Annotated in this window: 13 protein-coding genes and 1 tRNA gene; 5 read left to right on the plus strand and 9 right to left on the minus strand. The window is 65.8% G+C overall.

The window, feature by feature from the left end:
- The first annotated feature begins 1 nt into the window (after position 1).
- From NCS67_RS18595 to NCS67_RS18615, 5 genes are read left to right on the plus strand one after another with little or no spacing between them, the layout of a single operon-like run.
- The gene (locus NCS67_RS18595; protein WP_008352838.1) at positions 2-247 is read left to right on the plus strand and encodes a 4Fe-4S dicluster domain-containing protein; all 246 of its coding nucleotides are present in this window, start codon (positions 2-4) and stop codon (positions 245-247) included.
- 17 nt (positions 248-264) lie between these two features.
- A complete protein-coding gene (locus tag NCS67_RS18600; RefSeq protein WP_008352837.1) occupies positions 265-1,671 on the plus strand; it encodes an ABC transporter substrate-binding protein in 1,407 nt (468 codons plus the stop codon).
- Positions 1,672-1,675: 4 nt separating this feature from the next.
- Complete coding sequence (locus tag NCS67_RS18605) at positions 1,676-2,494, plus strand: ABC transporter permease (protein WP_208456974.1); 819 nt, start codon at positions 1,676-1,678, stop codon at positions 2,492-2,494.
- The gene (locus NCS67_RS18610; RefSeq protein ID WP_250436070.1) at positions 2,491-3,321 is read left to right on the plus strand and encodes an ABC transporter ATP-binding protein; all 831 of its coding nucleotides are present in this window, start codon (positions 2,491-2,493) and stop codon (positions 3,319-3,321) included. Before NCS67_RS18605 ends, NCS67_RS18610 begins: the two co-directional genes overlap by 4 nt.
- Entirely contained in the window at positions 3,318-4,319 is a 1,002-nt protein-coding gene (locus tag NCS67_RS18615) for a HEAT repeat domain-containing protein (protein WP_250436071.1), read from the plus strand. The genes NCS67_RS18610 and NCS67_RS18615 overlap by 4 nt, the downstream gene beginning before the upstream one ends.
- Here NCS67_RS18615 and NCS67_RS18620 read toward each other — a convergent pair.
- The 9 genes from NCS67_RS18620 to fdxH all read right to left on the minus strand — a co-directional run bounded on the left by NCS67_RS18620 (position 4,285) and on the right by fdxH (position 14,994).
- Positions 4,285-6,084 (minus strand): RecQ family ATP-dependent DNA helicase, encoded by a 1,800-nt coding sequence (locus NCS67_RS18620; protein WP_250436072.1) that lies wholly within the window; start codon positions 6,082-6,084, stop codon positions 4,285-4,287. The genes NCS67_RS18615 and NCS67_RS18620 overlap by 35 nt on opposite strands.
- 70 nt (positions 6,085-6,154) lie before the next feature.
- Positions 6,155-6,250, minus strand: a tRNA-Sec gene (locus tag NCS67_RS18625).
- A 67-nt stretch (positions 6,251-6,317) separates the two neighbouring features.
- Positions 6,318-6,935 carry a DedA family protein gene (locus NCS67_RS18630; RefSeq protein WP_008352832.1) on the minus strand — a complete coding sequence of 206 codons (618 nt, stop codon included), beginning with the start codon at positions 6,933-6,935 and terminating at the stop codon, positions 6,318-6,320.
- Positions 6,936-6,957: 22 nt separating this feature from the next.
- On the minus strand, positions 6,958-8,961 hold the full coding sequence (locus tag NCS67_RS18635) for a VTT domain-containing protein (protein ID WP_250436096.1): 2,004 nt from the start codon (positions 8,959-8,961) through the stop codon (positions 6,958-6,960).
- A 27-nt stretch (positions 8,962-8,988) separates the two neighbouring features.
- Entirely contained in the window at positions 8,989-10,896 is a 1,908-nt protein-coding gene (gene selB / locus NCS67_RS18640; RefSeq protein ID WP_250436073.1) for a selenocysteine-specific translation elongation factor, read from the minus strand.
- The gene (selA, locus tag NCS67_RS18645) at positions 10,893-12,338 is read right to left on the minus strand and encodes an L-seryl-tRNA(Sec) selenium transferase (RefSeq protein WP_250436074.1); all 1,446 of its coding nucleotides are present in this window, start codon (positions 12,336-12,338) and stop codon (positions 10,893-10,895) included. The genes selB and selA overlap by 4 nt, the downstream gene beginning before the upstream one ends.
- Positions 12,335-13,309 (minus strand): formate dehydrogenase accessory protein FdhE, encoded by a 975-nt coding sequence (gene fdhE, locus NCS67_RS18650; RefSeq protein WP_250436075.1) that lies wholly within the window; start codon positions 13,307-13,309, stop codon positions 12,335-12,337. The genes selA and fdhE overlap by 4 nt, the downstream gene beginning before the upstream one ends.
- Before the next feature lie 103 nt (positions 13,310-13,412).
- A complete protein-coding gene (locus tag NCS67_RS18655; RefSeq protein ID WP_008352824.1) occupies positions 13,413-14,063 on the minus strand; it encodes a formate dehydrogenase subunit gamma in 651 nt (216 codons plus the stop codon).
- Positions 14,050-14,994: a formate dehydrogenase subunit beta gene (gene fdxH, locus NCS67_RS18660; RefSeq protein ID WP_250436076.1), complete on the minus strand. Its 945-nt coding sequence runs from the start codon at positions 14,992-14,994 to the stop codon at positions 14,050-14,052. Before fdxH ends, NCS67_RS18655 begins: the two co-directional genes overlap by 14 nt.
- Positions 14,995-15,003 lie beyond the last annotated feature (9 nt).

Here is a 15,003-nt window from a genome sequence, read left to right on the forward strand (position 1 = left end):
CATGGCACTCGTGCCCCGCGAAGCGCGCCAGCGCTCGAGCCTTCCCGTGATGATCGACGAAGACAAGTGCATCGCCGACAAGGGTTGCACGGTCTGCATCGATGTCTGTCCGATGGACCTGCTCGCAATCGATCCCGACACCGGCAAAGCCTTCATGAAGTTCGACGAATGCTGGTACTGCATGCCCTGCGAACGCGATTGCCCGACCAATGCCGTGCATGTCGACATTCCCTATCTTCTTCGATGATGACGAGGACTCGCTTCATGAAACGAACGCTATCCATCGCGCTTGCAGTCGCCTTGTTCGCGGGCGCTGCGCATGCGGAAACGATCCGCGTCGCTATCGGCACGCAGGACACGACGATCAATACCGCGGCCGGCGGCGCATTGATCCGCGAACTGCATCTGCTCGAAAAGTACTTGCCGCACGATGGCAAATACAAGGACGCGCAATACGACGTTCAATGGAAGAACTTCACGAGCGGCGCGCCGATCACGAACGAGATGGTCGCGGGCAAGCTCGATTTCGGCTCGATGGCGGATTTCCCCGGCGTGTTGAACGGCGTCGCGAATCAGAAGGCCGGCAAGAGCAGCATCTTCATCAGCGTGTTGTCGGGCAGCGTGCGCGGCAGCGGCAACGGCATCGTCGTGCCGACGGATTCGCCCGCGCAGTCCATCGCCGATCTGAAGGGCAAGACGATCACCGTTCCGTTCGCATCGACCGCGCACGGCATGTTGCTGCGCGCGGTCGCGGCGCAAGGATGGGACCCGGAGCGCGATGTGAATATCGTCACGCAGGCGCCCGAAGTCGCCGGACCCGCATTGCAGACGCGCAAGATCGACGCGCACGCGGACTTCGTGCCCTTCGCGGAGCTGTTTCCGTATCGCGGCTTCGCGCGCAAGATCTACGACGGCTCGCAGGCGGGATCGCCTACGCTGCACGGCACGCTCGTCGAAAAGGACTATGCGCAGAAGTATCCGGAGATTGTCGTCGCGTACTTGCGTGCCGCGATCGAAGCGAATCGTCTGCTCACGGCGGAACCCGAGAAGTACAGCGAGCTGATCGCGAAGGTGACGGGCATCGAGCCTGAAGTCGACTATCTCTTTCACGGTCCGCTCGGCTTGCAGACGCGCGATCTCACATGGAAGCCCGAGTATCGCAAGGCCGTGCAGACATCGTTCGATACGCTCAAGCTGCTCAAGCGTGCCGACGGCGATCTGAACGCCAATAGCTTCATCGACGATAGTTACTTGCGCGCCGCATTCAAGGCCGAGCATCTCGACTACGAAGCGGCACTGAAGAACTATGCGCCGACGCCGCTCGTCGCGAACGATGCGCTGACGGGCAAGCCCATCGCAAAGACGGATCGCGTCGCGCAGATCTGGGTGCGCGGCGAGCCGAAGGTGCGCAGCTATGCGTCGCCGGAAGAAGCGGTGCGCGAGCTCGGCACGCTCGAACGCGATGGCAAACAGGTGCGCGCGTTCTATGCGCAGGATCGTGAGAGCGGCATCAAGCTGCTCGGCAATCAGGCATGGTTCGCGAAGACAGGCGACGGCCAGTTGAACGCGTTCCTGCTGAAGGATCGCGCCGAGGCCTGGGCGAACGCGCACGGCGGACAAGTGCTCGACTTCGCCGCCGCGCGCCAGCCGACCGCGCTCGCCAACCGATGAGGCCATGATGGCGACGCTCGCATACTCCGCTCCTTCGTTGCTGCGTTCACGCGGCGCGCGCGCCGGCGTGCAGTGGGCGTCGCTCGCGCTGTGCATCGCGTTATGGCATCTGGCGACGACGCATCGCTGGAACCTCGGCATCGTCACGTTCGAGAATGTGCCGACGCCCGCCGATACGCTCGCGGCCATCATCGATCTCGCGCATTCGCCCAAGCTCGTGGCCGATCTCGCGAGCAGCGTGAGACGCATCGCGGCGGGTTATGTCGCGGCGGCGGCGAGCGGCGTGGTGCTCGGAATCGCCATCGGCCGCTCGCAATGGTCGCGCCTCGCGTTGCTCACGCCGCTCGAAGTATTGCGGCCGATTCCCGCCGTCGCGTGGATTCCGCTCGCGATCCTGATGTTTCCTTCCTCCGAAATGTCGATGATCTTCATCACCTTCACCGGCGCGTTCTTTCCGATCCTGCTCGGCACGATACACGGCGTCGAAGGCGTGGAGCCACGGCTCGTGTCGTCGGCGCGCAGTCTCGGCGCGGGCAATCGCGTGATCCTGCGCGAAGTGATCCTGCCGGGCGCGGCGCCCGCGATCGTCACCGGCCTTGCCATCGGCATGGGCACGTCGTGGTTCTGCCTCGTCACCGCCGAGATGATCTCGGGGCAATACGGCATCGGCTATTACACATGGCAGTCGTACACGGTGCAGCGTTATCCCGATGTCGTCGTCGGCATGTTGCTGATCGGCCTGCTCGGCATGGGCAGCAGCGCGCTCGTGCGCGTCGCGGGCACGCGGCTCACGCCGTGGCTCGCCGCAGGGAGGATTCGATGAGCGCGGGCCGCATCCAACTCGAAGCGCTCGGCATTGCGTTAGGCGACGGCGCGAGCGCATTCACCGCCGTGCGCGATGTGAACGCGGTCATCGAGCCGGGCGAATTCGTCTGCATACTCGGGCCGTCGGGCTGCGGCAAGTCGACCTTGCTTGCCGCGCTCGCGGGACATGTCGCGCCGAACGCGGGCCGCGCGACGCTCGATGGCAAGCTCATCGAAGGACCGCATCCCGAGCGCGGCATGGTGTTTCAGCAACACACGCTGCTGCCGTGGCGCAAGACGCTCGATAACGTCGCGTTCGGACTGAAGATGCGCGGCGTGAAGAAACGCGAGCGGCATCTGCGCGCGCGGGCGTTGCTCGATCGCGTCGGGCTGGGCGCGTTCGCGGAGCGCTATCCCGCGCAGCTTTCGGGCGGCATGCAGCAACGCGCGGAGATCGCGCGCGCGATGCTCAACGAGCCGCGCGTGCTGCTGATGGACGAACCCTTCGGCGCGCTCGATGCACAAACGCGCGCATCGATGCAGGCGCTTCTGCTCGATGTATGGAGCGAGCGCCGTCCGACGGTCGTGTTCGTCACGCACGACATCGACGAAGCGCTCTTTCTCGCTGATCGCGTTCTCGTGATGAGCCATAGCCCGGGCACGGTGCTCGAAGAACTGCGCGTGCCGTTTGCGCGTCCGCGTGAACGCGAGCTCGTCACGGAAGCCGGATTCGTCGCGTTGAAGCGTCGTTGTCTCGCGTTGCTTCGTTATCCGCTTGCGAGTCCGATGGCCGCATCGAACGACGCGCCCGCGCGCATCGACATATCACACTCCGTTCTCTCATGACGCACACCAATCCACTTTTCGATACCGTCACCGACGCCGCCCTCGCCGCGCGCTTCAACGATGCCGATGCCGCCGTGCGCCGTCTCGCCGTGCTCGAAGCCGCCGACCTCGAAGACGAAGCCTGGCTGCCCCTGCTCGCCGATGCCTTGCGCCACGACACGGATGCCGACGTGCGTCGCACCGCGGCGCAACGTCTCGGCGCGTGGGAAACGGACGAAGCAGTCGATGCGCTATGCGCCGCGCTCGACGACGCCGATACCGATACGCGCGAAGCCGCCGCCGACAGTCTCGCTGCGTTGAAAGATCCCGTCGCGGGCGAACGCCTGCTGCCGCATCTCGCCGATGCCGATACCGATGCCGACGCGTTCAAGCGCGCGGCCCTTTTGCGCGCGTTGCGCGAATTGCGCTTGCCGAGCGCGGCCGGACCTGCGCTTGCGGCGCTAGCGAATGCGTCGCCGTTCGTGAGGCGCGAGGCCATCGGCGTGCTGGGCTGGCTGCGTCATGTGGATGCGCTGCCGCAGTTGAAGCACATCGCGCGCACCGATGCTTCGACGGAAGTGCGTCACGCTGCCGTCGGCGCATTGGGCTTCGCCACCGACGACGGCGTGATCGAAACGTTGATCCAAGCGCTCTCCGATCGAGCGTGGCGCGTGCGTGAGGAAGCCGCCGCGACGCTCGGCAAGCTGCGTCTCGTCGCCGCGCGCAATGCATTGGAAAACGCCCTCTCCGACGACTATTGGCAAGTCACGTTGCAGGCGACACGCGCGCTCGGACGTTTGCGCGATGTCGCAAGCACGCACGCCGTGTCGGAACTGCTGACGTTTCCGATCAGCAACGTGCGCAAGGAGGCCGCGCTTTCACTGGGCGAACTCGGCGATACGCATGCGCTCGCCGTGCTCGAAGCCGCACTCGACGACGGCGATCCGGAAGTGCGCAAGGCCGCGCGCATCGCGATTGCGCAGATCAGCGAGCGGCACGCTTCACATAGCGCGCGATGAAGGTGCGCGTCTCGTCATCGGGAAAGCGCACGGCGACGCGCTCGCCGCTGATCATTTCGACAATGCCTTCGCCATAACGACGCACTTTCACGCGCTCGCCCGGCGCGAACGCCTTCGTCTTGCGATCGGCTTGCTCTTCTTCTTTCGCGCGCATCTGTTCGCGCACTTCGCGCGGACTCTCGATCACCTCCGGCGGATGCACGCAGTTATCGCACACGCCGCAGTGGCCGCCGTCGAGTTCGTCGTCGGGCGCGCGGTAATGCACATCGCTCGCGCGCAGCGGCGCGGACGTGCGCGCGTCGTTCATGTCGTCGGCGAAGTAGTCGAGCAGCATGCGCCAGCGGCACTGCGCGCTCTGCGCATACGCGATCATGCGCTCGAGCACCGCGCGATCGCGTTCGCTGCGCGCCGCGTATTCCTGCGACGCCCCTTCGAGCTTCGCGATGGCCGCATCGTCGTCGACGAGCTTCATGCCGCCGCGCCGCGTGCGACGCGTCACGCCGAGATCGTTGAGCAGCGCCGCCGCCACGCGCAGCTTGTTCGCGCCGATGTTCGGCAACGCTTCGCGCAGACGCGCAAGCGGCTTGTCGAGCGTGCGGGCGGCATCGTCGCTCGCGAGTTCGCGCACTTTCTCCGCGACGCGCGCAATCATCTCCGCGCTCGGATATCGGCCGCTCATGAAGAACTGCTGCACCTGCTTGTCCTTCATTTCGAACAACAGCGTGCAACGCGCGGTCTCGCCGTCGCGGCCGGCGCGCCCCGCTTCCTGATAGTACGCATCGAGACTGCCGGGCATCTGCGCGTGAATGACGAAGCGGATGTCGGGCTTGTCGATGCCCATGCCGAACGCATTGGTCGCGACCATCACGCGCGCGCGGTTCTCCATGAACGCGTCCTGCGATGACGAGCGCGCGCCCGACGACAGCTTGCCGTGATAGCGCTCGGCCTCGACACCCGCATCGACGAGCGCGGCATGCAGCGCCTCGCATTCCGCGACCGTCGCGCAATAGACGATGCCGCTCCCCGCTTCGCCCGTCGCGATCTCGATCGCGCGCCGGCGCCGGTCATCCGGGTTCGTGAGTTGTTCGACGCTGAAATGCAGGTTGTCGCGAAAGACGCCCGTATGGATGACGTTCGCGCGCTTCATCTCCAGTTCGCGCACGATATCGACGATGACGGCGGGCGTCGCCGTCGCGGTGAGCGCGAGCACGGGCGGACGGCCGAGCGTCTTGATCGCGTGGATCAGTTCGACATATGCCGGCCGGAAATCGTGGCCCCATTGCGATATGCAATGCGCCTCGTCGATGACGGCAAGCGCGATCGGCGGCATGTCCTTCGCGGTGAGTTCGGCGGTGAATTCGGCATCGACGAGACGCTCGGGCGTGACGAAGAGCATGCGGATTTCGTGTCGCGCGATGGCCTGCATCGCGTCGCGCTGTTCACTCGCGGAGAGCGTGCTGTTGAGCATGGCGGTCGCAATGCCCGCTTCGACCAGCTTCGTGAGCTGATCGCGCATCAGCGAAATCAGCGGCGATACGATGACCGTCATGCCATCGAATTGCAGCGCGGGCAATTGATAGCACAGCGACTTGCCCGCGCCGGTGGGCATGACGGCGAGCGTGTCGTTGCCGTCGAGCACGCTGCGAATCACGTCTTCTTGTCCGGGACGCAAGTTCGGAAAGCCGAAGACTTTGCGCAGCGCGGTTTCGAGTTCGCGATCGAGCGGCTTGCGCGATTGCGTGTGGATGTCGGCTCTGTCGTTCATTCGAAGGTAACGCGGATCGTGGATGCGCAATGGCATCCGCAATTGGCGTTCCTTGCGAGACAGGCTTGCTTGGCGGAAGGCAGCCGGAGTCGAACCGACCTGGGAATGTCTGACATCCCCAACCGGGTTTGAAGCCCGGCCGCACCACCGGATACGGATGCCTTCCTTTGAAAACCACGGCGCTGCACGTCCGATCGAATTTCGACCGGGCGTCCGATTATAACGGCGCGTTCTCAGCCGTTGCCATCGCGCGAGCGCGGCTGTCGCCGCCGCATCAGCCGATAAACGCAATAGACGAGCGCCGCCGCGACGAGCACATCCACCACCGTCGCGCCATGCGATTCCAGTTCGAGCACGGCGACATGCAGTTGCCGCTCGAAAAGCGCGCCGCCCAATACCCAGAACGACGCCCACGCGGCTATTCCAGCCGTATCCCAGAAGAAGAACGCGAGCGCGGCGATGTGCGTCGTGCCCATCAGCGGCGGCGTGACGAGACCGAGACCCGGCACGAACTTCGATACCGCGACGATCGGCGCGCCATGACGCTCGAACAGTTCGCCGGTCGTGCGCATCCCGCTGTCGACCGCATACGATCTGCGCGAGAGCGCCGCGACGAGCCGACGTCCGTAGATGCGCCCCGCCGAGAACCACACGCTGTCGCCGAGCAACGCGCCGCACAGCGCCGCGAACAGCACATGCGCGAACGAGAGGCGTCCGCTCGCCACGGCCGAGCCCGCGAACACGAGCAAAGGCGCGGACGGCAGCGGCACGCCGAGGCGCGTCAGCAGAACGTTCGCGAAGACGGCAGCGCCGCCCCATTGCACGATCGCCGACGGAGGAATCTGGATCAACCGGCACCTCTCGATCGCAACATCATTCGGACCTCGACTCGACGAGCATCACCGGCACGTTGCCGCACCCCGCGCTGCTCGCAATTTCGATACCGCGCCAGGGCGTGCCCTCGCCATGATCGAAGGCCATCGGATCGACGCGCCGGTCCGGGCGCAGCACGTTGAACGGCCACGACGGACGGCGCAGGCGCTCGTGCACGACCGAGCCGAGCCAGATCGGCGCGGGCGGCGCGCCTGCGTCCTGGCGCACTTCGTAATGCGTGGGCCAGAAGCGCAGCACGTCGCGCTCGTCGGCGCCGCGCACGGAACGCGCGAACACGAGCTTCGACGGCTCGCCGTTGTTCAGGCGCGGCAACGCGGGCAACGCGATGGCGGGCGCATTCGGCAACACCACCGACATCACGCTCTTCAGGCTCACGTGCGACACCTCCGTCCAGCCGCGCGATGCCAGTTGCGCGCGAATCTGCTCGGGCGTCGCCGCCCATTGCACGGTGATCGGCTCGCGACGATCGCCCTCCATGCTCGCTCGATAACAGGAAAACGTGCGCCATACCGAATCGGTCCACTGAATCGGCGTAATGACGACGGTCGATGGCACGACGCTGTGCGCCTCCGTTTCATCGCTCGTTTGCAGCGCGACGCTCGCGCAGATCACGGCAAGCACGGCGACCGGCATCAGCGGCCGCGGCGGCGGCTTGCCGGGATTGCGCCATACCGCCGTGAGCGCGATCAGGAAGACCCAGACGGCGGCGAGCGCCGCGCTGCCGAGCGCATCGGAGATGGTGAAGCGGCCAAAGTACAGCCCCGCCAGACCGACCGCCGTCACGATGGCCGAGGTCGCCGTCGCGATGAACACGCCCGTCAGGATGCCCACGCGCCGCAGCAGCAGGAACGCGAGAAAGCCGTAGATCACGACCGTCGCCGCGACGTCGCTGTTCGGAAAGCGATGCTCCGACGGCGCGAACGAAACGAGCGCCGGCTCGTGCGCGGTGAAGCGGATCGCCGCGACGAGCAATTGCGAAAACGCCACGGCCACGACCCAGTATGTGACCGTGCGCCAACGCCGTTCGAAGCTCATCCACACGATGACCGTCGCGCCGAGCGCGAGCAGCGTCTGCGTGCTGCCGAGCGTCGCGGCGACATCGAGGATCGAATCGGTCCAGGTCGACTGGAACGATTGCAGCAGCCGGTAAATCGACACATCGACCTGAACGATCGACGCGCCGCGCGCCACGTTCGCGAGCACCGAGAAAAAGAGGATCGCGGACGCGAGCAGCAGCACCGAGATCATGACGATGAGGCCCGTCGCCGGATTGCCCGGATCGAGCGCGCGCGAGACGAGCCGCGTGGGCAGGCCGTTGCCCTTCCGCGCCCAGGAGAGCAGCGCGTCGCGCGACGCGATGGTCCAGCGCATCGCGTGCGAAACGATCACGCGCGCGAGATTGAACACGATCCACGCTAGCGCCGCGACGAGAATCAGAATCACGACGAGCCGGATCGACACCGCGCCCGCCAGTTCGATCGACGCGCCGAACACGACGCCCGGCAGGATATGCGTCGGCGCCCAGATGAGCGCGCTCAGTATGTTGACGACGAGAAAGCGCGCCGGCGTCATGCCGGTCACGCCCGCGACGACCGGCACGACCGCGCGCATCGGCGCGACGAAGCGCGCGAGCACGACGCTCTTCGCGCCGTGCTTGTCGAAATACTTCTTGCCGGCGACGAGCGCGCCCGGATGCGAGCGGAACGGCCACATCTGCGCGATGCGGTCCGCGTAGTGCTGGCCGAACCAGAAACTCGCGGCGTCTCCGGCAATGGCGCCCGCGATCGCGCAGACGAATACCCAGCCGAGATTCAGCGCGCCCGCGCCGACGAGCGCGCCCGCGATGAACATGGCCGTGCTGCCCGGCACGAACGTGCCGATGAACGCGACCGATTCGAGAAACGACGCGAGCAGCACGACCGCGAGCGCCCACTCGGGGTGGCTCGACATGACATGCAGCAGCCTGAAGTAGAGATGCTCCATCGTGATGGAAGGACGAGCGCGCAATCGTCAGACGGACTCGTGCCAGCGGCTATCGGCGCGCAAGAGGTGCAGGTCGCGGTGGAATCGAGTGTACCCAACCCGGTCGAAGAACTCCAAAATCTGTATCGCGCGCTTGCGGCCGAGCGCGCTCGCATCGCGGAAAGCGGCCGCACCGACCGCGCCGCCCTGCGTTTGCGCCGATTGCGCGACGAGTTGCGCCAGCGCGCCGATCGACGCGCGGCAATAAAACAGATCGCGCACCACCTGATACACGTCGCCGCGGCGCGCGAGCTTCCTGAGCAGCCTGCGCATCTCGTCCTCGCCGACGCCCTGCGCCTTCGCCAGATCACGCACCCAGGGCGGATCGAAACGCCCTTCTTCGAGCGATGCGAGCACCGCGCGAGCGAGCGCTTCCTCGTTGTCGTCGAGCGTCACCGCATGCGACGGCAGATGCAGCCACGGCCCGCTCTTCGCGATCGCGCAGATCGTCACCGCATCGTCGACGAGCGCGCGCCACAGCGCGTCCGGCGCGAGCGGCGCGGCCATGCGGCGCAGACGCGCGGCGTCGGGGCCTTGCTCGTCGGGAAAGCGTTCGTGGAAAGCGGCTAGCGCATCGAGCAGGCGCGCCTTGAGCGTATCCCAGTGACGCGCCGCGATGTAGAGCATGTCATCGTGCGTGGGCACGGCGCGCACGCCTTCGGGCGACAGGCCGCGTCCGTACAAATGCTCGACAAGCGAGCGCGGCAAGCCATACGGCGCTTCGTCGAAAAGCGCATCGGCGCGACCGGTATCCAGCATCGCGACGAGCGCATCGAGCCACGCGCGGCGCGCCGGCGTGCGGCGCTTGCGCGCGGGCGCGAACGGATCGAGCACGCGCCCGCCGCCGACCGTCCGGTTCGCCTGCGCGTTGCGCACGATGAAGCGATCGCCGGGCAGCGCGCAAACGGGTTGATCGAAGACGAGCTGCACGCGCGCCGTGTTTCCCCCAGCGAGCGTATCCGCTTCGAGCAGCGCCACATGCGCGACGCGATGCGTCGTGCCGAGATGCACATGCAGGGGCGCCCAATGTGTGAGCGTGAGTTGCGCATCGGCGAGCAAGCTCAGTTCGACATCGAGCCGTTCGGATGCCCGCGCGAGCCGCGCATCCACGATCCAGTCGCCGCGTGCGAGCGCATCCTTGTCGATGCCCGCGAGATTGAGCGCGCAGCGCTCGCCCGCACGGCCCGTCTCTGCGGCGCGATTCTGCGCGTGAATGCTGCGCGCGCGCACGGGCTCGCCGCCGGATTCGCGCGGCGCGAGCGCCAGCATGTCGCCGACGTTCACGCGGCCCGCGAACACCGTGCCCGTCGCGATCGTGCCCTGCCCCGTCAGCGTGAACACGCGATCGACCGCGAGCCGGAAGAAGCCATCGTCGCGGCGCGTGCGCCAGTGCGCGGCGGCATCGTGAAGATACGCTCGCAACGAAGCGACGCCCGCGTCATCGTCTTGAGTCGCATCGGTGTCGAACAAGGGCGCACCGTGCAACGGGCCGCGCGCGAGCAACGCCGCGATTTCGGCATGCACGTCGCGCACGCGCGATGCCTCCACGCGATCGCACTTCGTCACCGCGACCGCGCCGCGCGTCACGCCGAGCAGTTCGAGGATCGCGAGATGTTCGCGCGTTTGCGGCATCACGCCGTCGTCGGCGGCGATCACGAGCAAGGCGAAGTCGATGCCGCACGCGCCCGCCGCCATCGTGTGCACGAGTTTCTCGTGTCCGGGCACGTCGATGAAGCCGAGCACGCCGCCGTCGTCCAAAGGCACGTACGCGTAGCCGAGTTCGATCGAGATGCCGCGCGCCTTCTCTTCCTTCAGCCGGTCGGTGTCCACGCCCGAGAGCGCGCGCACGAGCGTCGTCTTGCCATGATCGATATGCCCCGCCGTGCCGACGATCATTCGCGTGCGTCCTCGCCTGCATCCAACTGCGCGATGAACGCGGCTTCATCGGCTTCTTCGAGACAGCGCAGATCGAGACGCAGCGCGCCATCCGCGATGCGCCCGATGACCGGACGCGGCAACTCGCGCAGCCGCTTCTCGATGCGATTGAGTTGCCCGCCCGCGCGTTTGCCGCTCGCGAGGCGCACCGCGAGGCCGTAGCTCGGCAGCACGTCGACGGGCAATGCGCCGCTGCCGATCTGGCTGAACATCGGTTCGGCGCTGACCGTGAAGGCATCGCCGATCATGCGCTGCAACGCAGGTTCGATGCGTTCGGCGGCGAGGCGCATTGCGTCGGCGGGACGCGTGAGCAGGCGCAATGTCGTGAGACGCTCGGCCAGCGTTTCAGGCGCGCGATAGAGACGCAGCACGGCTTCGAGCGCCGCGAGCGTGAGCTTGCCGACGCGCAATGCGCGCTTGAGCGGATGCTTCTTGATCTTCGCGATGAGATCCGCGCGCCCGACGATCAGGCCCGCTTGCGGCCCGCCCAATAGCTTGTCGCCGCTGAACGTGACGAGATCCGCGCCTGCCGCGACCGTCTCGCGCACGGTCGCTTCGCGCGGCAAGCCCCATTGCGCGAGATCGACGAGCGTGCCGCTGCCGAGATCGACCGCGACCGGCAAGTTCCGCGCTTTCGCGAGCGGCGCGAGTTCGGCGAGCGCGACTTCCTTCGTGAAGCCGCTCACGGCGTAGTTGCTGCAATGCACCTTCATCAGGAGCGCGGTCTTCGCGTTGATCGCTTCGTCGTAGTCTTTCAGATGCGTGCGATTCGTCGTGCCGACTTCGCGCAGCTTCGCGCCCGCACGATTCATGATGTCGGGAATGCGGAACGCGCCGCCGATCTCGACGAGTTCGCCGCGCGACACGATCACTTCCTTGCGCGAAGCGAGCGCGGAAAGCGTCAGCAGCACAGCGGCCGCGTTGTTGTTGACGACGGTCGCGGCTTCGGCGCCCGTCAGCTCGCAGATGAGGCCGTTGATGAGATCGTCGCGATCGCCGCGCGCGCCGGTGTCGAGATCGAACTCGAGATTCGCCGGACGCGTGAGCACTTCGGCGACCGCGCGCACCGCTTCGTCGGGCAGCAGCGCGCGGCCGAGATTCGTATGCAGCACCGTGCCCGTCAGGTTGAAGACGCTGCGCACGTTGCTGCGCGCGCGTTTCGCGAGCCGCGCGTCGACGGCGAGCGCGAGTTGCGCATCGCTCAGTGCATCGACGGACGCGCGGCCCGCTTGCGCATCGGCGCGCCATGCATCGAGCGTCGCGCGCAATGCGGCGAGCGCCTGCGTGCGGCCGTACGTGGCGATCACCGCCTCGAACTCCGCCGATGCCAGCACGCGCTCGACCGATGGCACGCGAGCCATCAATGCGCGCAACTCGCCGCCGTCGCCTGTGACATCGCTCATCGATCGCCTTCCTGTTGTTCGGGCCAGAGCCACGGATGCGGCGCCGCGCGCCGAAAACCCGCATCGCCCATCAGGAGATCGAGCGTGAGGCTCGCGAGATCGTCGGCGTAAGGTTCGAAGTCGTAAGCCTTCTCCTGATAGCCGATCTTGCGATACGTGCCGCATTCGTCGCACGATTCCGCCTTGAGCGGCGCGCTTGTCGCCTTCGCCGTTTTTTCTTCCTCGGGTTCGTCGCCCGTACCCATCACGTGATACGCGATGCCTTTGGTCGAATCGCAGTTCGTGCATTTCGCGCGGACTACGTGAAGCTCCGTCGCGCACAGTCCGCATTGCACGTAGCGATAACCTTCATACGCGCCGCCCACGCGCACGATGCTCGCGACCGGCACCGAGCCGCAGACGGGACATACGCCGGGCGTGTCGAGATACGGCACGTCCCGCATGTCGATGCGGCTGGCGAGATCGGTCCACACGACTTGCAGCGCGGCCGCGATGAGGGGCGCGGCGGCCGGATCGATTTCGGCGAAGCGCAGCGCGAGAATCGCGTCGGCTTGGTCGTCGAGCGCGGCGGCGTCGAGCGCGCGCAGACGGGCGACGAGTTGCGCGAGCGCGGGCGTTAGCGCGCCGGCGGCTTCGATGCCGTCGAGCAGCATGAAGAGTACGTCGCGCCAGGCGGGATCGCGGTCATCCGTGAGCGCGGGAACGATCGGCATCGAATGACGCTGATTCAGTTCGATGGACTCGCGCGAGGGCATCGGCGCATTGAAATGCGCGAGCACGCGCTGCTGGGCGTCGGCGAGCGCGGCCATCAGGCGCAGATAACCGGAGATGGGATTGCTTGCGTCGGCGAGTTGCCGAAGACGTGCGGCGCGCGTGGCGAATATCGTCGCGCGCTCCGGCATGCGCAAACGCGGAATGGCCGACGGATCGAGCGATTCGATTCGCGAGGCTTCGACTATGCGTTGGACCACGGAAGGTTTCCTCGCGGGGTGAACGGTCGACCGAGCATATCAGCAAAACGGATATGAAATGGACCGCACCCCGCACGTATTGGCCCAACGTCGCGCCGGATTTCTACTTCCCGATCATCTCCCTGAACCACCGCGGATGATGCTTGCGCGCCCATCCATACGTGACAGTGCCGCGCGTCATCGCGCCGATCGAACCCTTCACCCAAAGCGCCGCATAGATATGCACGATGATCGACACGATCAGCACGAACGCCGTCGCCGCGTGCACGACGGATGCAAGACGAATCACGGTAATCGGGAAATAGAACGCGAAGTATCTGCGCCAGATCACGATGCCGCTCACGAGCAGCAACACGAGACTCGCCACCATCACGAAGAACAACAGCTTTTGCCCGGCGTTGTACTTGCCGATCTCAGGCAGGCGATCCTCGCGATTGGTGAGCACGTCGTTCATCTGCTTCATCCACTGGACGTCGTTCTTGTCCAGATAGTTGTGATGCCAGAAGCGCAGCGCAAGGATCATGAAGGAGATGAACATCACGCAGCCGACGAACGGATGCAGGATGCGCGTCCATTGCCCGCCGCCGAACACGGCATAGAGCCATGCCATCGACGGATGAAACATCGCGAGTCCGGACAGCGCGAGCAGCACGAAGGTGATCGCGGTGATCCAGTGATTCGTGCGCTCGTTCGGCGTGTAGCGCACGATCAGCCGATGGCCCTTCACGTCACGCAGTTCGCTATCGTGTTTCATCTGTACGCTCCTGTCCGCCTTCACGCCGACGCTGCACTTCTTCCGCTTCGCGATGCGCTTCGAGTTCGTCTTCCTCGCTGACTTCGTTCGGCCCGACGCGCGTGTAATGGAAGAAGCCCGCAAACGCCGCCAACGCGATGCCGATCATCGCGAGCGGCTTCGTCACGCCCTTCCATATCGACACGAGCGGACTGATGTGCGGATCCTTCGCGAGCCCGTGATACAGCTCCGGCTGATCCGCGTGATGCAGCACGTACATCACATGCGTGCCACCCACGCCCGCCGGATCGTAGAGGCCCGCGTTAGCAAAGCCGCGCTCCTTCAGATCCTCGACGCGATCGGCCGCCTGCTGCTGCATGTCGACCTTGGTGCCGAACATGATCGCGCCGGTCGGGCACGTCTTCACGCACGCGGGCTCCTGCCCGACCGCGACGCGATCCGAACATAGCGTGCACTTGTACACGCGATGATCTTCCTTCGAAAGCCGCGGAATATTGAACGGGCAGCCGGTAATGCAATAGCCGCAGCCGATGCAGTTCTCCTCGTGAAAATCCACGATGCCGTTCGTGTACTGAATGATCGCGCCCGGCGAAGGACACGCCTTCAGGCAACCCGGATCCTCGCAATGCATGCAGCCGTCCTTGCGGATCAGCCATTCGAGGTCGCCCTTCGGATTTTCGTATTCGGTGAAGCGCATCACCGTCCACGAATGCTCCGTCAGGTCGCGCGGATTGTCGTAGATGCCGATCGTGTGACCGATATCGTCGCGCAGGTCGTTCCACTCCATGCACGCCGTCTGACACGCCTTGCAGCCGATGCACTTCGACACGTCGATGAGCTTCGCCACCGTGCCCGTCACCGGCTCGCGTATTTGCGTCTGCGGCACGGTCGTCGCGGAGAGACGCTTGATATCGAGCGATTGCAGAGCCATCTCGTCCTC

Source organism: Caballeronia sp. ATUFL_F2_KS9A (assembly GCF_023630765.1).
Classification (GTDB): Bacteria; Pseudomonadota; Gammaproteobacteria; order Burkholderiales; family Burkholderiaceae; genus Caballeronia; species Caballeronia zhejiangensis.

Bases quoted from the DNA above. Each gene is read 5' to 3' on its own strand.
- NCS67_RS18595 (WP_008352838.1), top strand. From the start codon at position 2: ATGGCACTCGTGCCCCGCGAAGCGCGCCAGCGCTCGAGCCTTCCCGTG.
- NCS67_RS18600 (WP_008352837.1), top strand. From the start codon at position 265: ATGAAACGAACGCTATCCATCGCGCTTGCAGTCGCCTTGTTCGCGGGC.
- NCS67_RS18605 (WP_208456974.1), top strand. From the start codon at position 1,676: ATGATGGCGACGCTCGCATACTCCGCTCCTTCGTTGCTGCGTTCACGC.
- NCS67_RS18610 (WP_250436070.1), top strand. From the start codon at position 2,491: ATGAGCGCGGGCCGCATCCAACTCGAAGCGCTCGGCATTGCGTTAGGC.
- NCS67_RS18615 (WP_250436071.1), top strand. From the start codon at position 3,318: ATGACGCACACCAATCCACTTTTCGATACCGTCACCGACGCCGCCCTC.
- NCS67_RS18620 (WP_250436072.1), bottom strand. From the start codon at position 6,084: ATGAACGACAGAGCCGACATCCACACGCAATCGCGCAAGCCGCTCGAT.
- NCS67_RS18635 (WP_250436096.1), bottom strand. From the start codon at position 8,961: ATGGAGCATCTCTACTTCAGGCTGCTGCATGTCATGTCGAGCCACCCC.
- selB (WP_250436073.1), bottom strand. From the start codon at position 10,896: ATGATCGTCGGCACGGCGGGGCATATCGATCATGGCAAGACGACGCTC.
- selA (WP_250436074.1), bottom strand. From the start codon at position 12,338: ATGAGCGATGTCACAGGCGACGGCGGCGAGTTGCGCGCATTGATGGCT.
- NCS67_RS18655 (WP_008352824.1), bottom strand. From the start codon at position 14,063: ATGAAACACGATAGCGAACTGCGTGACGTGAAGGGCCATCGGCTGATC.
- fdxH (WP_250436076.1), bottom strand. From the start codon at position 14,994: ATGGCTCTGCAATCGCTCGATATCAAGCGTCTCTCCGCGACGACCGTG.